The following is a 17,563-nucleotide window of genomic DNA, read 5'->3' as shown; positions in this document are numbered from 1 at the left end:
ATTAGAGAAAAAAAATGAAATATGTCGGTTGCAACTAGTCTGAAATAATGTTAAATATGCGAATCTGCCGAAGAGATTGTGCATTTTCCTTTCAAAAAACGCACAAAATTTATTTGTTTGTTTTGATAAACAGTAGTATTTTTGCCAAGCCATAACGCATGGTTGTTGTTATCGTGTTTGCTTGTACATATCGAACAGAACGGTTGCATGGGTAAACGCTTATTTATAAATCATTTAAAATCTGAAAAAATAAGAAATGAAGAAATCTTTACTACTTATTATTCTTAGCATTGTTTCATTCAATGTGACTCATGCCGACATTACTTGGAAACTGTCTGATGACGGTACTCTTACTATCTCGGGAACTGATATGCCTGATTACTTCGACATTGATGCTCAGCGTGGTGTTGCTCCTTGGTATCGTGAGGTAAGTAAAATCAATAAAATTGTGATAGAGGATGGAGTGACTAATATTGGAACTGGTGCATTTCAAAGCTGTTATAATGCCACTTCTGTTACAATTCCGAAATCCGTGACAAGCATTGGTGATGCTGCATTTATGGGGTGTAGTCAGCTTACTTCTATCACAGTTCCGAATTCAATTACAAGGATTGGAAGACAGACATTCCGTAGTTGTATGGCACTAACTTCTTTCACTATTCCGGATAATGTGACGAGTATTGGAGAGAACGCTTTTATGGCTTGCAAAAGTCTGACCTCAATAACCATACCTAACTCTGTGACGAATATTGACGAGTTTGCTTTCATAGGCTGTATGGGACTTACTACTATCACAATTTCAAATTCAGTGACGAGTATTGGTGAATCTGCTTTCGATGGCTGTTTGAATCTCGCTTCTATCGTAATTCCAAATTCGGTAACAGAAATTAAAACACATACTTTCAATGGCTGTTGGAATCTCGCTTCTGTCACAATTCCAAGTTCAGTAAAAATAATCAGAGATGAGGCTTTTTCTTATTGTTCTGCTCTGACCTCGGTTACTAATCTTGCCACAACTCCGCAGGAAATAGGGGCGCGTTCGTTCCATAAATATGGCACACTCCATGTGCTTCCGGGCTGCAAGGCTGCATACGAGGCTGCCGAATACTGGAAGAACTTCACAATTGTAGAAGATGCCGTAGACATTCAGTCTGAAACAACCGGAATTGCAGATGCCAAGGCAGATAACGGCATGAAAGACGGCAAATACATTGTCGGCGGCAAGCTCGTGATTGTAAAGAACGGCAAGAAATTCAATCTTAACGGCATAGCCGAATAACTATTTTCGAAAGAATAATCTTAATGTGCTCCCCGCTTGCTTTTGCTGGTGGGGCTGTAGACTAATCAAAAGTTTTTTTAAACAATGGCATACCAATACAATAAGCATGCAATGGCGGATGGCAAAAAATTTGGTCCATCGCCAAGTAACAGATATTACCAACCTGCAGGATATCACAATCCTGTGAAGGAAGTACATAAAAAAGGACGTAAGGCTAAAAATGCAGAACATGAGGATAAGACACATTGGATACTCAACAAATCTCAACAATACGATGTTTTTCTTGAAGGAGAATCAAATGAGTTTGTAGATAATAGTGGTATCTTCTCTCTGCTTGACGATTGTCATGAAATATTAGGTCAAGATGGAGAACGGATTGCAATTTTTGAAACTCCAATGAATGCCAATGACGCATGGCATGGCTATCCATTTTTTAGTAAGGATGAAGACAAACTTACAGATGAAATGATCGATAAGTTTAAAGAGAAAAAAAAGATTAGCATTGCAAATTATACAAGATTATTAGCTCGTAAAATATGAAGACCATTCAACTCAAGATATCAGTCAAAGCTCTTGATTGCTATATTTATGGAGGGTATATATTCTTTGTCATGCAAGATGGTAGAATCGTATATGGCTCCTATGAAAAACTTATTAATAGAGCAATAAAGAAGATTGGAGGTGAGACAGAGTTGCTGAAAGTAGCATTCCGTAGAAATGAAAACTACTATAGCAAACAAATAAAACCATTTTTGAAAATACCAGGAGTCAAAGATGCTATATATAGAAATTGGAATCAGTTGATGAATGAAGACCTTCGTCTCGAATGGGAAGATTTTGAAGACTTGATGACGACAGTATGTGAATACGAGTCCTTTCCTATTGATTTTAGAATCTATGGTATGAGGATGTTTATCGGATGTCGTAAAGGTCTATATGAAGTAAAATTAAGACCAGTAGGACGAAAACTTAATCCGGCAAAAATTGAAAAGTGTTTTGATTCTTCTAAAATAATTAGTGTTAATCCTAAGTTCGGAGAACTTGTTGCTTCTGCTGATAGTGATGGCTTGATAGCCAAATCTATCGACATGGATGGTGATAGTACAACATTCATTCATGATCGTGATGTTATTATGCAAAGGTCTTTACGTACGGGATGGTCTGATTATGATATCTTTAATTACTCAGATACTGCGGATTTTTCTTTTTATGCTAATGAGTGCGAGACTGTAAAAAATGAGAATGTGAAATATTGGGAAAAAGCAGAAAGTAAGAGAATAAGTAACTTTGGTATTAGACAGCATAGTATGGATAGTATGCTTGAAATGTCACGAATCAATAAAGAGGATATATTATATTGTTTCAATGGAACAACTAATGCTTTTTTACATTTGAAGAATGGAAAACTTGTAACGGTAACATTGAAAGGAAATAGACAAGGTGAAATTGGTGAATTCACATTGTCCCAGTATGTTAAGCAGGCTACGAAAGATAGTACTATAAAAGACTTTGGACGAATAGTTTCGGGTTTTACTATTCCAAAAGGATGTGTAATAGAATATTTTGACAAAGTCATACTTTTGAGAGATAGCCATGCTCAGGTAATAGAAGATGGTATAGCAATAAAAGTTCGCAATTTTATGAGTTCCAACAAGTATCAAGATGTACTTTCGATTACAAAGGATAATGAGGTTATACTTCATGCTATTGACACCTTAGATCTTGATAGGAACTTGAATGAAGGGTATATACGAAATTCGTCAGTTGAACCAATTGATTTGTTTGCAGGTATGGATGCTATACCATATAAATTTATTGGAAAAATTGAAGGCTCGGAAGTAGATAATGAAAATGATTTACCTTGGTAAATGGTTCTTAGATTGGGGAGATACCCCCATAATGGAGATAAAGTTATATATAGCCTAGTGTTAATGTAGCTTCCCAAAGGCATCCCCTCAGTTAAGCCGAATTTGCAATTCGGCTTTGATGTAAAATGGGAATTTGTAATTCCCACCGCTGAAAAAAGAGTTCTTACGCATGACCAGAAATCATGACGTATTGCATGACATTTTGTCGCTATGCGACAATGGGAGTTGCAAACTCCCGTTTTTTTGATGCTGCCAAATTCTTGCGTCCCTTCGGTAGCAAGCGAACAGAGTTCGAGCGACAAATTCGGCAGAACTTAGAGGGGACAGAGATTCATGCTTAGTAATATAGAATCCATTGCGTTATCTAAGTGAGTTTGATATTTGCCGACGCGCAAAATGTCGGAGATTTGCCGGAGATTAAACTCTCTGAACGTCAATAAAATATACTTAATCTTATCAAGAGTGCTTCGACAATTACGGCTAAACAAATGTCGGAGACTTTGTCGGTGCCCCCACCGCTGTTGCCCATATTGCGCAGTTGGGGCACTCTTTCAGAGTGCTTGTTGTTGATTATCTTTTCCGCAGGTCGTTCCGACCTACGGTTACTGAGTGGAGACGCTTTCAGCGTCTATCCGAAAAATCTTTCGTAAGAGTGATATTTGTTGCTGCCTCGCCCCCCCCCGAAGGGCTTAACTGAAGAAATCTGGCAAAAAAATGCGGTGGAGTCTCACCACGAGAGTCCACCGCAATAAAGTTATTTTTTTGAGAGATTTGATATTATAAAAAATGTCATTTTATACAATTCCTTGTGCCATCATTGCTCGCGCTACCTTCATGAAACCGGCAATGTTCGCGCCCTTAACATAGTTGATGTAACCGTCGGGCTGAGTGCCGTACTTAACGCATTGGCTGTGAATGCTGTGCATGATAGTGTGCAATTGCTTGTCAACCTCTGCGCTTGTCCAGCTAAGGTGCATGGCGTTCTGAGTCATCTCAAGACCCGATGTAGCCACACCGCCGGCGTTTACCGCCTTGCCCGGAGCATATAGCATCTTGTGTGCAATGAATGTGTCGATAGCCTCAGGCGTACAACCCATGTTCGAAATCTCGCCCACGCACAGGCAGCCGTTGTCTATAAGCATCTTGGCGTCGTTGCCGTCCAGTTCGTTCTGGGTTGCGCATGGCAGAGCTATGTCGCACTTTACCTCCCACGGCTTCTTGCCCTCGAAGAACTTAGCCTCTGGGAACTCCTCGGCATAAGGTCGGCAGATATCGTTTCCGCTTGCTCTCAGTTCGAGCATATATTCAATCTTACGGTCGTCCAATCCACCCTCATCGAGAATGTAACCGTCAGGACCAGAAATCGTTATTACCTTAGCACCAAGCTCTGTTGCCTTTCGTGCTGCTCCCCAAGCCACGTTTCCGAAGCCCGAGATGGCAATCTTCTTTCCCTTTATGTCGATGCCCTTTGTTGCGAGCATTTCGTTAACGAAGTAAAGTCCGCCGAAGCCTGTTGCCTCTGGTCTTATGAGCGAACCGCCGAAGTCGATGCCCTTGCCCGTAATCACGCCGCTCCAGTCGTGCGTCAGCTTCTTGTACTGCCCAAACAGATAGCCCACTTCTCTTGCGCCTACGCCTATGTCGCCTGCCGGGATGTCAACCTCTGGACCGATGTATCTGTAAAGCTCGTTCATGAATGCTTGGCAGAATCGCATTATCTCGGCATCGCTCTTGCCTCTTGGCGAGAAGTCCGAGCCGCCTTTTCCTCCGCCCATCGGAAGGGTTGTGAGGGCATTCTTGAAAGTCTGTTCAAATCCTAAGAACTTCAGGATGGAGAGGTTTACCGAGCGGTGGAATCGTAGTCCGCCTTTGTAAGGACCTATCGCGCTGTTAAACTGAACGCGATAGCCTATGTTTACTTGTACTTCTCCCTTGTCGTCAACCCATGGAACTCTGAAAGTGATGATTCGTTCTGGTTCGACAAGTCGTTCAATTATTTTGGCTTTTTCAAATTCGGGGTGTTGGTTATAAACATCCTCAATAGAGAGAAGAACCTCTTCTACCGCCTGTAGATATTCTTTTTCGCCCTGATGCTTGGCTTCAAGCTCGGCCATTATCTTTTTGATATTCATAACTACAATTTTTATATAAGGTTTCGTATTTGCAATGATAATATGTAAAGCGTTTGGTTGCACTTTGTCATATATCGTTAATGCAAATATAATCTAAAAAAACGGAATATGCCAAAATAAAATGTAAGTAATTTTTATGTTTTACAACCGTTTCTATGGGGTGGCGATTGCAAAATGTAAGCAAAAGTGGGACTGTACGCTTATTTTTGATTGTCTTTTAAGATTCCACGGTAGTAATATCCGCAATAAACAGGATAATACAATGCTCTTGCTATTGCAACAAGATGTCTTTTTTCTTCGGTGTGAAACAGATAGTTTCGGTGTTTTACACAGAAGAATGAGAATTTTATCATGTTAAACAGACCTTTTTTCTGCTGATAGTGAGCCATCTCGATGGCTGTCTTTTTGTCAGCCGTGTTGAACGGAAGAGCCGAAAGCAACTCCTCGATGGCTGCAAAACGCTCTATGATGTGTTGCTTCAACGCATGTCTGTGCACAATGAGCATCAGCATCGTGCTCAGTTCCTTCTTCAGCCCGAATTTGCTGCTTGTAGGCTTTGTGGCGGTAGATGCGTCGGCGTGCCGGCGGAAGTTCACCAACACCTTATTTATATATACAATATCGTTGTTGGCGGCCGCAATCATTTGCAGTTGCCAGTCGTACATATATTTGTATTTCGGTTTTTCGCCCAAATAATCAAGTATTTTGCGGTTCACGAGCATCGTGTGTCCTGCAAGTTCGCCCAGATAGCAGAGGCGCAGGATGTGATAGTTTGGCTTTCGGCTGTCCCATATTACAGGAAATCCGTCTGAAGAGAAGGGCTTGCTCTGTCCCGAGCAAAGAAGGTGAGTGCCTATCGCCTGCATCTGCCACTCAATTTTCTCTGGTTCCCAGATGTCGTCTTGGTCGGCAATAGCAATAAATTCGCCCTCGGCTTTGTGCAAGGCAGAGAAAAAGTTGTTGTTTATGCCGTGCGCGCCGTCGTTGTGAATAAGTCTGATGACAGGATTATGCGCCGCATATTCGTTCACAATGTCGCAAGTGCCGTCGGTCGAGCCATCGTCTTGAACGATAATCTCGTGCAGCGGATAAGTCTGCCTTAGCAGCGACTCAATCTGCTCTCTGATGTAGCGCGCGCCGTTGTAGGTGCACATCACGACCGATACCTTCTTCATTTCTTTCTTATTTTTTGCATTGCGAACTCTATGCCTTCGTTCAGCTCAGGAATTCTGAAAATCCACAGCAGGGCAGCGTATGCCGATGCTCCTACTATTATCTTAACACCGAGCATTATGTATATGTTGCCAATGGCTATGCCCGAATAGTAGGCAACCGTCATGGCGATGGCTGCAAGCGCGAAGAACCGGCTTATGTCGCCAATCGTTCCCCAGAGCGGAAGTCCTATCTCGCGGTTTACAAAATGATGCCACACGAAAATCCATGCTATGTTTACGCAGATAAAGGCGTAGAGCATCACCTTCAGTCCCATAGGGTAGGTTATGAGTGCGATGCTCAGCTGCGTAACGCTTATGGCTATGGTGTTGTAGAGGAAGATGTCCGACTTGCCCTTTGTCACAATCAGGTTAGAATAAAGCGTGGTTATTGGGATGAACACACCGCCGATGCACAGAATCTGCATCATCTTTGCGCTCTCAGCCCACGCGCTTCCGATGGTAATCTCTATCAGCTCGGGCGCGATGATAGACAGACCGAGCATTGCCGGGCATGCAACGAAGGCGGCAAACCTCAGCATCTTTCTGAAGACACGTGCCTGACGCTCGTTGTCGCCCTCTACGCTGGCAAGGACAGGCTGCGCCACTTGGTTCATCATTCCGGTTATGAACGAGTGTCCCATAGTGTTCCATTTGTTTGCCTGAGTGTAGTTTCCTACTTCCTTGTCTGAATAGAACTTACCGAGAATTACCGTGAAGATGTTGTTGTTTATGTGATTGAAGATGTTGGTTAGCAGAATCTTACAGCTGAATCCAATCATCTTCTTCAACGGGCTGAAATCTATTCGGAACGACGGCATGAACTTGGCAAAATGCCATGCGAAAGCCGTGGTTATGCAGATGTAGATGATGTTCTGCGTAACGATTCCCCAATACGAAAATCCGCAGAAAGCCATCGTAACGCCAGAAATTCCCGAAACGACCATGGCGAAGAACGTGGCGATGGTGCGTTGCTTCACCATCAGATTTCTGAAAAGATAGGCGTAGTGCGCGGTGCTGAAACTGGCAATTACAAAGCTGATGAACGAATAGCGCGCCAGAGCTGTAAGTTCGGGCGTGTGGAAGAAATCGGCTATCAGCGGAGCGGCGGCAAACAGAATGGAGTAGATGACGATGCTCGTGAGGCAACTGAACCAGAACACGGCGTTGTAGTCCTCATGCTTTACTTCCTTCTTGTTCACGATGGCGGCAATGAATCCGCTTTCCTGAATGCTTCCGGCTATGAGCGAGAATATGGTGAGCATTCCCACCATTCCGTATTCCGATGGCGAGAGCAGTCGGCCGAGGAATATTCCGAACACCAGATTGAGCAGTTGCTGTATTCCATTGCTCAGTCCGCCCCAAAACAGACCTTTTGCTGTCTTTTCCTTTAGAGATTCCAATTATCTATATGTTTTCTGTATATTTATAATAGTAGATGGCAAAACTACAATTTTTTATTCTAAAAAGCATAAAAAACGTTCTTTTTTCGTGTGCTTCTCGTCTACAAAGCATTATCTTTGCAACGAAAAACAAAAAAAGCGATATTATGGAGCTGATATACCAACGCCCCGAACTGATGAAGGGCAAGACTATACTCTATGTTCACGGTTTTGCATCGTCGGGAGCTTCGGGCACAGTAAAGAACCTGCGCAACATGCTGCCAAACACGCGTATCGTTGCGCCCGACCTGCCTCTCAACGCACACGAGGCGATGGACTTGCTGCATAATATCTGCGAAACGGAAAAGCCCGACCTCATCATCGGAACATCTATGGGCGGAATGTATGCCGAGCAACTATATGGATTCGACCGTATTCTTGTAAACCCGGCGTTCCAGATAGGCGAGACGCTGAAGACTCTGCATGGAATGGGCAAGCAGAAATGGCTCAATCCGCGCGAGGACGGAGCAACTGAGTTCTTCGTAACCCAAGATGAGGCTGATGCCTTTAAGGAGGTGGCATCGCATTGCTTCGAGAATGTTGATGAGGAAGAGCGCAGAACGCGCGTCTACGGACTGTTCGGCGACAGAGACCCGGTGGTTCACACGTTCGATATGTTCGCCTCACATTATATAAACGGCATAATGTTCGATGGCGAGCATCGCCTTAACGACAGCGTGCTGATAAACTCGGTATTCCCGATAATCAACTGGATTGACGACAGACAGGAGGGGCGCAGCAAACCGGTTCTGTATATTGATATGGACGGCGTTCTTGCCGACTTCGACAACGGATGGCGCAAGATTAAGGACGAGACTCTGCTGGAGCAGTACAAGGGCAGGGTTTACGACATTCCGGGATTCTTTGCCAATCTCGACCCTATGCCGAGCGCGGTGAAGGCTTTCCGTTATCTGTCGGAGCATTACGACACATACATCCTCACGAGCCCGCCTTTCAGCAACCCAACGGCATGGTCTGACAAGCTGATGTGGGTGCAGAAGCATCTGGGAGTAGGTTCTTTCCGCCGCCTTATCGTGAGCCACCACAAGGAACTTAACTATGGCGACTATCTTATTGACGACCGCGATGTAAACGGAGCCGACAAGTTTATGGGCACGTTCATCAAGTTTGGCGAAGACCCTTTCAAAACGTGGGACGACATCATCGTCTTCTTCGAACGACTCGGCGGTCAGTAATACCTTAAGAAAACCAATAAACAAAACGCAAACATGATAGTAGAACGACTTATTATAGCAGATAATCAGCCTCTTACGGCATACGCTATCGAGGCTCTGAGCCGAAGCGTGGCACAGGAAATACATATCGACGACTTGGAGATTGCCTATGCGCAGAACAAAACGCAGTTGAACAATCTGCTTCGCGACGGCAAGAAAACGGCGGTTGTGGTAGATTATACTATGTTCGACTTCACCAATCAGGAGAACTTCACGATTGTGTGCGACCTTTATCAGAACACATCGTGCTGGCTACTTTTGTCAGAAGAACTTACGCCAAACTTCCTTCGCTATGTCGTTTATCAGACTCAGAACGTGGGTGTTGCCTACAAGGACGCATCGCTCGACAGTATGCGCGAGGCTCTTCACTATGTGATGACGGGCGTGCGCTACATCTCGCAGCAGGCAACCCAGATTCTGTTGCAGAAGGCAGCCGAGGCTGAGAACCGTCGCGACGAACTCACTCATACCGAACGCGAGATTCTGAAGGCCATAGCCCTTGGCAAAACGACGAAGGAAATCGCCGCCGACCGATTCTCGAGCGTACACACAATCAACTCGCACCGCAAGAATATCTTCCGCAAACTTGGCGTAAACTGCGTTCACGATGCAATCAAATACGCGCTTCGTGCCGGTCTTGTAGACGAGAGCGAGTTCTTCATCTAATCAGACTTTTCGTTTGCCTGCTTTTGCAAGGTAACTATTGAATACGGAAGAAGGAAGATAGGACGCAACACATCCATCTTCCTTCTTCCGCTTTTTTTCAAAAAATCACGCGAATTCGTGGTAAGGAAATGCGTTTTCTGTGTTAAGTTATTCGAACAAATCGCATTGTGCAAAAATATACAGATGAAAAATGAATCATCATACAGAAAGATAACAAAAAGTCCCTTTCTTGCTAGGTTGATAGTAAGGGGGTAGTAAGGGGATAGTAAGATGGTAGCAAGGGGGTAGCTTCATCATAGGTTCGACTAACGTATATTAATGCATCTTTTCCTGTATCATGAGATGATTATTTGGAATGACGCTGGATGCGTCACCTCTCAGTAACCGCAGCATCCGTAAGATCTGCGGACTAAAACGACACGAACATCATCTACCCTGAAAGTGGTCGCCCATTGCGGCAGGTGATGGAGCATTCTTACTGAGTGCATGCCGTTGATTGGAGTTTGCCGTAGGATTTATTCGGGATAGCTTCGGGTTCCGTTCGGGTTTTCAGAGCCTGTAATAAGTATAATCAACAGTCGGCAATGGTATCCCGAACTCGCAAAAATAATTTAATTCCAAATGATGAATTATGAATTCTGAATTGTCAATTGTCTCCCTACCCATAGAAAACCTTCATAAGATTTTAGACGAACCACCATCGAATCTTTTGTCTACCTTTTGAATTGTTTTCCTATTCCTTCCGGCTTGCTTGGATGTATCTTGGATGTATCTTGGACGTACCTTGGATGTACCTTGGACGTACCTTGCCACCATTTCGTATTTACCAAAAGACAAAAATGCCCCCCTTTCTATAATTTTGAATTATCAATTATGAATTTTGAATTATGATTTTTTCAATTTTCAATTTTCAACTTTCAAATCAGAATTGTCAATTGTTTCTTCAGCATACCATTTGCTATACATAACATAGTGCGAGGCAGTCGTCTTGTTCAGTTGCATCGTCTGTTCGGGGTCAATCTTCTTGATGAATTTCGCAGGGACACCGCCCCAAAGTTCATAGTCGCCCACCTTTGCGTTTTGCAGCACCAACGCGCCGGCAGCAACAATCGCCCCCTCGCCAATCTCCGCGTTGTCGAGAACCGTTGCACCCATTCCCACGAGGGCGAAATCCTTAATCTTGCAGCCGTGAAGCGTCACGTTGTGACCTATTGTCACGTCGTTACCTATTTCAATATAAGCCTTCTGGTATGCGGTGTGCAGACAACTGCCATCCTGAATATTAACGCGGTCGCCAATCTTGATGTAGTTCACATCGCCCCTCACAACAGCGTTGAACCATACCGAACATTCGTCGCCCATCGTAACGTCGCCGACAATTGTGGCGTTCTCAGAAAAATAACAGTCTTTGCCAAACTTAGGCGTAAGTCCTTTTATCGATTTTATTAGTGCCATATTTTTTTAGATTTTAGATGTTGCGTTTGCCAGCCATGCCTTCTCCTCGTCGTTGAGTAGCGGCGCGAGCTTGTCGTAAACCGTTTTGTGATAGTTGTTTATCCACTCAATCTCATCGACGGTTAGCATCTCTCTTACAATCGGCTTCTTGTCGATAGGGCATAGCGTCAGCGGTTCGAACTTCAGGAACTTGCCAAATTCAGTCTCCCTGTCGTCTGTAATCAGAAGAGTGTTCTCTATTCTGATGCCGTATTTGTCCTTCTTGTATATTCCCGGCTCGTCGGTTACGGTCATTCCCGCTTTCAGAACGGCAGGCATGTGGTTCATTCTAATCTGGTGAGGACCTTCGTGAACGTTGAGGTATGAGCCAACACCGTGTCCCGTGCCGTGCAGATAGTTTATGCCGTACTTCCACATAGCCGAGCGTGCCAGCGCGTCGAGCTGAGTGCCGCAGGTTCCTTCGGGGAAGACTGCCGAGCTGAGGGCAATGTGACCTTTCAGGACAAGCGTATAGTCGCGTTTCTGCTCGTCTGTTACTTCTCCGAGGGCGTATGTTCGGGTTATGTCGGTCGTACCGTCCTGATACTGTGCGCCCGAGTCAATAAGCAGCAGACCTTCGGGCTTTATCTCTGCGTCAGTCTCGGGAGTTGCCTCGTAATGGACTATTGCCCCGTGCGACTGATATGCCGCTATCGTGTCGAAACTTATCCCCTTGAACAAGTCCTGCCCGGCGCGGAGTGATGTCAGCTTCTCGTCAATGCTTATCTCCGTAAGATTGCCATTTGCAACATTCTCCTCGAGCCACATCTCGAACCTAACGAGAGCCACGCCGTCGCGAAGCATCGCGTTGTGGAATCCGTCCTGCTCCTGCTTTGTCTTTACTGCCTTCATCGGCGGCACGATAGGCGAGTTGTCGCCCCTCAGCAGACAAAAATTGGCTGAGATGTTGGTGATATAGTCGCGGACGGCATAGTTGCACGAGCCGTCGAGACAGACAGATGTCAGTCTGTCCGTTGGCAGATGAAAGTCGAATTTCAGAAAATCGGCATACTCATAACACTCAACGCCGCATTTTGCCAGATAACTCTCAACCTCGCCCGTAATCTTTCGTTTGTCGATAAATAGATTTGCCTTGCTCTGTGAGATAACAAGATAGCTGATGAAGACAGGATTGCAATGCACGTCGTTGCCTCTCAGATTCAGCGTCCATGCTATGTCGTCGAGTCTTGTCAGAACCGTTGCGTCGGCTCCTCTTTCCTTTAGGACAGTCCTTATTCTCGAAATCTTGCTTTCGGCAGACTCGCCGGCAAAATCCAGAGGCTGTATGACTACTTGGTCGAGCGGCAGTTCTGGTCTGCCTTCCCAAATCGTGTCGAATGGGTCGGAGGTAGCAACCGCGTTGAGGCTTGATGGGATGAAATCGCACGATGTGCAGCACCATCCGTCGAAGCCCACGTTGCTTCCCGGCTTCAGCTCTTTTGCCAGATATTCGGCTATGGTAGGAGTGGAGTCGAGCCCCGCTTTCATCAGTCTTATGCCTGTGCCTTCGAGCTGCTGCTCTGCTTGTATAAAATATCGTGAGTCTGTCCAAACGGCTGCATTACTGTTTGTTATGACGAATGTACCAGCCGAGCCCGTAAAGCCCGAAATCCATTTTCTTGCCTCCCAATGCTGTGGAACATATTCGCCATCGTGCGGATCTGTGCTCGGGACGACAAAAGCGTCGATTTCATTTTTTTTCATCCACGAGCGCAAAGCTTCAAGTCTTCTTTTTATCAACTCCATGTTACAAAATCGTTAGTTATAAAGTGCAAATATACAAATTTATGGAAAAAAGATGTTTTTCAACCGAAATATATTGGAATCATGCTCCAATGTTGTAAGGCTAATTTTATATATTTGCGTGAGAAATTAAAAACAAATAATTTAATATAACATGAATTTTCTTACAAACGAAAAATTAGTTATTGTTGGTGCCGGCGGTATGATCGGTTCTAATATGGTTCAGTCAGTACTTATGCTTGGTCTTACTCCAAACATTTGTCTTTATGATATCTTTGAACCGGGTGTTCACGGTGTAGCAGACGAGATGGCTCATTGCGCATTCCCTGGTGCAAACATCACTTGGACAGTCGATCCAAAGACTGCTTTCACAGGTGCTAAGTACATCATCTCTTCAGGTGGTGCTCCACGTAAGGAGGGTATGACTCGTGAGGATCTTCTCAAGGGTAACTGCCAGATTGCTGCTCAGTTCGGCGACTACATCAAGGAGTATTGCCCAGATGTAAAGCACGTTGTTGTTATCTTCAACCCAGCAGACGTAACAGCTCTTACTGCACTTATCCACTCAGGTTTGAAGCCAAACCAGTTGACTTCACTTGCAGCTCTCGACTCAACTCGTCTTCAGCAGCAGCTTGCTCAGGAGTTCGGCGTACAGCAGGATAAGGTAACAGGCGCTCACACTTACGGTGGTCACGGCGAGCAGATGGCTGTATTCGCTTCTAAGGTTAAGGTTGACGGCAAGCCACTTGCTGACCTTCCTCTTTCTGCAGAGCGTTGGGCTGAAATCAAGCACAACACTATCCAGGGTGGTTCAAACATCATCAAGCTTCGCGGTCGTTCATCATTCCAGAGCCCAGCATATCAGGCTGTAAAGATGATCGAGGGTGCTATGGGCGGCGAGCCTTTCACTCTTCCTGCTGGTTGCTACGTTAACAACGACAAGCTCGGTTACAAGAACGTGATGATGGCTATGCCTACAACTATCGACAAGGACGGCGTTCACTTCACAGAGCCAGAGGGTACTGCAGACGAGATGGCTGCTCTTCAGGCTTCTTACGAGCACCTTCAGAAGATGCGCGACGAGCTTGTAACTCTTGGCATCATCCCTGCAATCAAGGATTGGGGTACACTTAACCCAAACTTGTAATTCGAATCTGATTTTGATTTATAAACATACACAGGCTGTTGGCTACCCGCCGGCAGCCTGTTTTTTATTTAAAAATTTTGTTAAGTCGAAAACTATAAGTAATTTTGCGACCGCTAACAAAATATTTATTAACTAATTAAACAACAACATGATTGTAGTACCTGTAAAAGAAGGTGATAACATCGAAAAGGCTCTTAAGAAGTTTAAGAGAAAGTTTGAGAAGACTGGTGTAGTAAAAGAACTTAGAGCACGTCAGCAGTTCGACAAACCTTCTGTTTTGAACAGACTTAAGAGAGAAAAGGCTGTTTACGTACAGCAGCTAAAACGTAACGAGGAATAATAATTTTCGCCAATTTTCTTTGAATTGTGAATTTTTTTTCTTACTTTCGTTGCATAAAATAAAAGTGTAACGATTGTTTCTATGCTGGAAGATGCATTCTCAATATATCTGAAATATGAGAGGAATTACTCTCCGCTCACTGTTGATAGATATGCTGATGACTTGAGGCTGTTTCATTCCTTCTTCAAAAGCCAGCATCCAGAAATGGAGTGGCAAACCGTAACATCGGAAGCTGTAAGACAGTGGATGATGAGCATGATGGAAAAAGGAGGCAAGGCGACATCGGTTAACCGACGATTAAGTTCCTTGAGAACCTTCTTTAAATTCTTGCTGAGAAAGGAATACATAACAGAAGACCCTACGCTGAAAATCGTAGGCCCCAAGAAAGAAAAATACCTGCCAAGCTTCGTTAAAGAGTCGGACATGAACCGGCTTCTGGATTCTACCGAGTTTGGTTCGGGATTTAAGGCAAGTAGAGATAGACTGATTTTACTGATGTTCTATCTCACGGGAATGCGCCGCGCAGAACTTATCGGACTCGATGTCCGTGATGTGGATCTCTCGGCATCGCAGATAAAGGTAACAGGTAAACGCAACAAACAGCGGCTGATTCCTTTCGCGACAGAACTGAAAGATGCAATCTGCAAGTATCTGCAAGATAGAGACAGCATGTTTCCGGAAGCGCCAGAAGCATTCTTCTTAGATGACAAAGGCAAAAGGATTACGGAATATGCAGTAGGAAATATTGTCAAAATATATCTTTCTCAGGTCGTTACTCTGAAAAAGCGTACACCTCATGTCTTGAGGCACACTTTTGCGACTGCAATGCTAAACAACGATGCAGAACTCGAGGCTGTAAAACAGCTTTTAGGGCACGAAAGTCTTGCCACGACAGAGATATACACGCATACATCTTTTGAAGAGTTGAAAAAAGTTTATAAACAGGCTCATCCAAGAGCCTAAACTAAATTAAAGAAAGGAGATATTATGGAAGCAAAAATTCATGCAATTCATTTTGATGCGTCAGACCAGTTGCAGGCATTCATTGCAAAGAAGACTGCAAAGTTGGAGAAATTCAGCGAAGAAATAGGAAAGGTAGAGGTGTCATTGAAAGTTGTCAAGCCAGAAACATCACTAAATAAGTATGCTGGAATCAGAGTTTCAGTTCCCGGAGAGGATTTGTTTGCAGAGAAAATCTGCGACTCTTTTGAGGAGGCGGTGGACCTGAGCATTGACGCTTTGGTAAAACAAATACAGAAATATAAAGAAAAACAGCGTAGCAAGTAAAAAAAACTGCAAAAAATTTTTGTAGTTCAAAATATTTGACTACTTTTGCAACGCTTTTCGCATCAAGGGATGCTGAAGCGTTGCAAAATAAGCCTCTTTAGCTCAGTTGGCCAGAGCACGTGATTTGTAATCTCGGGGTCGTTGGTTCGAATCCGACAAGAGGCTCAAAAAGCTCGAAAAGAGTGCCGGGTAGGTAGGTAAGTGGTTAAAACGGGCAGACTGTAAATCTGTTGCCTTACGGCTTCGGCGGTTCGAATCCGTCCCTGCCCACTCTTTTTATTTGCGGAAGTAGCTCAGTTGATAGAGCACTAGCCTTCCAAGCTGGGGGTCGCGGGTTTGAGCCCCGTCTTCCGCTCCACTAATGTTGCTGTTATAGCTCAGTGGTAGAGCACTTCCTTGGTAAGGAAGAGGTCCCGAGTTCAACTCTCGGTAACAGCTCTCCACATTTTTTTTTTTAGACTGATTATTCATTAAATAAATAAAGTAAAGCTATGGCTAAAGAAAAATTTGAACGTACCAAACCCCATGTAAATATCGGTACTATCGGTCACGTTGACCACGGTAAGACTACTTTGACTGCAGCTATCTCTGCAGTTCTAAGTAAGAAGGGTTTCGGTAATCAGGAAGTTAAGTCATTCGATCAGATTGATAATGCTCCTGAGGAGAAAGAGCGTGGTATTACTATCAATACTGCTCACATTGAGTATGAGACTGCAAAGCGTCACTACGCACACGTAGACTGTCCGGGACACGCCGATTATGTAAAGAACATGGTTACTGGTGCTGCTCAGATGGATGGTGCTATCATCGTAGTTGCTGCTACTGATGGTCCTATGCCTCAGACTCGCGAGCACATCCTTTTGGCTCGTCAGGTAAACGTACCTCGCTTGGTTGTTTTCTTGAACAAGTGTGATATGGTTGACGATGAGGAGATGCTTGAGCTCGTTGAGATGGAGATGAAGGATCTTTTGACTACATATGAGTTCGAAGAGGATACTCCAATCATCCGCGGTTCTGCTCTTGGTGCTCTTAACGGTGTTGCTGAGTGGGAGGACAAGGTAATGGAGCTTATGGATGCTTGCGATACTTGGATTCAGGAGCCAGTTCGTGCTACAGATAAGCCATTCTTGATGCCAGTTGAGGACGTATTCTCAATCACTGGTCGTGGTACTGTTGCTACTGGTCGTATCGAGACAGGTGTTGTTAAGGTAGGTGATGAAGTTCAGATCCTTGGTCTTGGTGAGGATAAGAAGTCAGTTGTAACTGGTGTTGAGATGTTCCGTAAGCTTCTTGACGAAGGTGAGGCTGGTGATAACGTTGGTTTGTTGCTCCGTGGTATTGAGAAGACTGAGGTTAAGCGTGGTATGGTTATCACACACCCAGGAGTTATCACTCCACACAAGGGCTTCAAGGCTACAATCTACGTATTGAAGAAGGAAGAGGGTGGTCGTCACACTCCATTCAAGAACAAGTATCGTCCTCAGTTCTATCTCCGTACAATGGACTGTACTGGTGAGATCTCTTTGCCAGAAGGCGTTGAGATGGTAATGCCAGGTGATAACGTTGAGATTAAGGTTGAGTTGATCTACCCAGTTGCTTTGAACACAGGTCTTCGTTTTGCTATCCGTGAGGGTGGTAGAACAGTAGGTTCTGGTCAGATCACAGAGGTTTTTGACTAATTCAAACATCAATAATATTTTCCTACCTTCGTAATGGAGG

The 17,563-nt window shown here is 44.4% G+C and carries 15 protein-coding genes and 4 tRNA genes; 14 read left to right on the top strand and 5 right to left on the bottom strand.

Annotated elements, in window-relative coordinates:
• Positions 1-256 precede the first annotated feature (256 nt).
• The 3 genes from T538_RS18010 to T538_RS0105505 all read left to right on the top strand — a co-directional run bounded on the left by T538_RS18010 (position 257) and on the right by T538_RS0105505 (position 3,147).
• The gene (locus tag T538_RS18010; protein WP_081834872.1) at positions 257-1,279 is read left to right on the top strand and encodes a leucine-rich repeat domain-containing protein; all 1,023 of its coding nucleotides are present in this window, start codon (positions 257-259) and stop codon (positions 1,277-1,279) included.
• An 84-nt stretch (positions 1,280-1,363) separates the two neighbouring features.
• Complete coding sequence (locus tag T538_RS0105510) at positions 1,364-1,819, top strand: hypothetical protein (protein WP_031532561.1); 456 nt, start codon at positions 1,364-1,366, stop codon at positions 1,817-1,819.
• Positions 1,816-3,147, top strand: a complete 1,332-nt coding sequence (locus T538_RS0105505) for a hypothetical protein (RefSeq protein WP_031532562.1) — start codon at positions 1,816-1,818, stop codon at positions 3,145-3,147. Before T538_RS0105510 ends, T538_RS0105505 begins: the two co-directional genes overlap by 4 nt.
• A 794-nt stretch (positions 3,148-3,941) precedes the next feature.
• On the opposite strand, the gene gdhA is transcribed toward T538_RS0105505, so the two are convergent.
• The 3 genes from gdhA to T538_RS0105485 all read right to left on the bottom strand — a co-directional run bounded on the left by gdhA (position 3,942) and on the right by T538_RS0105485 (position 7,893).
• Positions 3,942-5,279 carry an NADP-specific glutamate dehydrogenase gene (gene gdhA / locus T538_RS0105495; protein ID WP_031532563.1) on the bottom strand — a complete coding sequence of 446 codons (1,338 nt, stop codon included), beginning with the start codon at positions 5,277-5,279 and terminating at the stop codon, positions 3,942-3,944.
• A 200-nt stretch (positions 5,280-5,479) separates the two neighbouring features.
• Positions 5,480-6,454 carry a glycosyltransferase gene (locus tag T538_RS17050; RefSeq protein WP_031532564.1) on the bottom strand — a complete coding sequence of 325 codons (975 nt, stop codon included), beginning with the start codon at positions 6,452-6,454 and terminating at the stop codon, positions 5,480-5,482.
• The gene (locus T538_RS0105485; RefSeq protein ID WP_031532565.1) at positions 6,451-7,893 is read right to left on the bottom strand and encodes a lipopolysaccharide biosynthesis protein; all 1,443 of its coding nucleotides are present in this window, start codon (positions 7,891-7,893) and stop codon (positions 6,451-6,453) included. The genes T538_RS17050 and T538_RS0105485 overlap by 4 nt, the downstream gene beginning before the upstream one ends.
• 146 nt (positions 7,894-8,039) lie before the next feature.
• Here T538_RS0105485 and T538_RS0105480 point away from each other — a divergent pair, with 146 nt between their 5' ends.
• Positions 8,040-9,128, top strand: a complete 1,089-nt coding sequence (locus tag T538_RS0105480; protein ID WP_031532566.1) for a 5' nucleotidase, NT5C type — start codon at positions 8,040-8,042, stop codon at positions 9,126-9,128.
• A 33-nt stretch (positions 9,129-9,161) separates the two neighbouring features.
• Complete coding sequence (locus T538_RS0105475; protein WP_031532567.1) at positions 9,162-9,833, top strand: response regulator transcription factor; 672 nt, start codon at positions 9,162-9,164, stop codon at positions 9,831-9,833.
• Positions 9,834-10,736: 903 nt separating this feature from the next.
• Here the strand turns inward: T538_RS0105475 and T538_RS0105460 are convergent.
• Both T538_RS0105460 and T538_RS0105455 read right to left on the bottom strand, forming a co-directional pair.
• Positions 10,737-11,288: a gamma carbonic anhydrase family protein gene (locus T538_RS0105460; protein ID WP_031532568.1), complete on the bottom strand. Its 552-nt coding sequence runs from the start codon at positions 11,286-11,288 to the stop codon at positions 10,737-10,739.
• A 6-nt stretch (positions 11,289-11,294) separates the two neighbouring features.
• Positions 11,295-13,073, bottom strand: a complete 1,779-nt coding sequence (locus T538_RS0105455) for an aminopeptidase P family protein (RefSeq protein ID WP_031532569.1) — start codon at positions 13,071-13,073, stop codon at positions 11,295-11,297.
• Between the two features lie 151 nt (positions 13,074-13,224).
• Between T538_RS0105455 and T538_RS0105450 the strand changes: the two genes are divergently transcribed.
• From T538_RS0105450 to tuf, 9 genes are all read left to right on the top strand, one after another.
• Positions 13,225-14,217, top strand: a complete 993-nt coding sequence (locus T538_RS0105450) for a malate dehydrogenase (RefSeq protein WP_031532570.1) — start codon at positions 13,225-13,227, stop codon at positions 14,215-14,217.
• Between the two features lie 148 nt (positions 14,218-14,365).
• Positions 14,366-14,557: a 30S ribosomal protein S21 gene (gene rpsU / locus T538_RS0105445; protein ID WP_031532571.1), complete on the top strand. Its 192-nt coding sequence runs from the start codon at positions 14,366-14,368 to the stop codon at positions 14,555-14,557.
• Positions 14,558-14,638: 81 nt separating this feature from the next.
• Entirely contained in the window at positions 14,639-15,520 is an 882-nt protein-coding gene (locus T538_RS0105440; RefSeq protein WP_031532572.1) for a tyrosine-type recombinase/integrase, read from the top strand.
• Positions 15,521-15,544: 24 nt separating this feature from the next.
• A complete protein-coding gene (hpf, locus tag T538_RS0105435) occupies positions 15,545-15,844 on the top strand; it encodes a ribosome hibernation-promoting factor, HPF/YfiA family (RefSeq protein WP_031532573.1) in 300 nt (99 codons plus the stop codon).
• 91 nt (positions 15,845-15,935) lie between these two features.
• A tRNA-Thr gene (locus T538_RS0105430) sits at positions 15,936-16,009 on the top strand.
• Positions 16,010-16,031: 22 nt separating this feature from the next.
• A tRNA-Tyr gene (locus tag T538_RS0105425) sits at positions 16,032-16,114 on the top strand.
• A gap of 12 nt (positions 16,115-16,126) precedes the next feature.
• Positions 16,127-16,202, top strand: a tRNA-Gly gene (locus tag T538_RS0105420).
• Positions 16,203-16,210: 8 nt separating this feature from the next.
• Positions 16,211-16,282, top strand: a tRNA-Thr gene (locus T538_RS0105415).
• 53 nt (positions 16,283-16,335) lie between these two features.
• Entirely contained in the window at positions 16,336-17,523 is a 1,188-nt protein-coding gene (gene tuf / locus T538_RS0105410) for an elongation factor Tu (protein WP_031532574.1), read from the top strand.
• Positions 17,524-17,563 lie beyond the last annotated feature (40 nt).

Origin of the sequence: Bacteroides sp. Ga6A2 (assembly GCF_000702225.1) — a bacterium.
In the GTDB taxonomy this organism is placed as follows: domain Bacteria; phylum Bacteroidota; class Bacteroidia; order Bacteroidales; family Bacteroidaceae; genus Ga6A1.
Note: the sequence above shows the minus strand (reverse complement) of the source record. Positions and strands in the feature narration are given on the sequence as shown.

Excerpts from the sequence above, each read along its gene's own strand:
- T538_RS18010 (WP_081834872.1), top strand. The coding sequence starts at position 257 with ATGAAGAAATCTTTACTACTTATTATTCTTAGCATTGTTTCATTCAAT.
- T538_RS0105510 (WP_031532561.1), top strand. The coding sequence starts at position 1,364 with ATGGCATACCAATACAATAAGCATGCAATGGCGGATGGCAAAAAATTT.
- T538_RS0105505 (WP_031532562.1), top strand. The coding sequence starts at position 1,816 with ATGAAGACCATTCAACTCAAGATATCAGTCAAAGCTCTTGATTGCTAT.
- gdhA (WP_031532563.1), bottom strand. The coding sequence starts at position 5,279 with ATGAATATCAAAAAGATAATGGCCGAGCTTGAAGCCAAGCATCAGGGC.
- T538_RS17050 (WP_031532564.1), bottom strand. The coding sequence starts at position 6,454 with ATGAAGAAGGTATCGGTCGTGATGTGCACCTACAACGGCGCGCGCTAC.
- T538_RS0105480 (WP_031532566.1), top strand. The coding sequence starts at position 8,040 with ATGGAGCTGATATACCAACGCCCCGAACTGATGAAGGGCAAGACTATA.
- T538_RS0105475 (WP_031532567.1), top strand. The coding sequence starts at position 9,162 with ATGATAGTAGAACGACTTATTATAGCAGATAATCAGCCTCTTACGGCA.
- T538_RS0105460 (WP_031532568.1), bottom strand. The coding sequence starts at position 11,288 with ATGGCACTAATAAAATCGATAAAAGGACTTACGCCTAAGTTTGGCAAA.
- T538_RS0105455 (WP_031532569.1), bottom strand. The coding sequence starts at position 13,073 with ATGGAGTTGATAAAAAGAAGACTTGAAGCTTTGCGCTCGTGGATGAAA.
- T538_RS0105450 (WP_031532570.1), top strand. The coding sequence starts at position 13,225 with ATGAATTTTCTTACAAACGAAAAATTAGTTATTGTTGGTGCCGGCGGT.
- rpsU (WP_031532571.1), top strand. The coding sequence starts at position 14,366 with ATGATTGTAGTACCTGTAAAAGAAGGTGATAACATCGAAAAGGCTCTT.
- T538_RS0105440 (WP_031532572.1), top strand. The coding sequence starts at position 14,639 with ATGCTGGAAGATGCATTCTCAATATATCTGAAATATGAGAGGAATTAC.
- hpf (WP_031532573.1), top strand. The coding sequence starts at position 15,545 with ATGGAAGCAAAAATTCATGCAATTCATTTTGATGCGTCAGACCAGTTG.
- tuf (WP_031532574.1), top strand. The coding sequence starts at position 16,336 with ATGGCTAAAGAAAAATTTGAACGTACCAAACCCCATGTAAATATCGGT.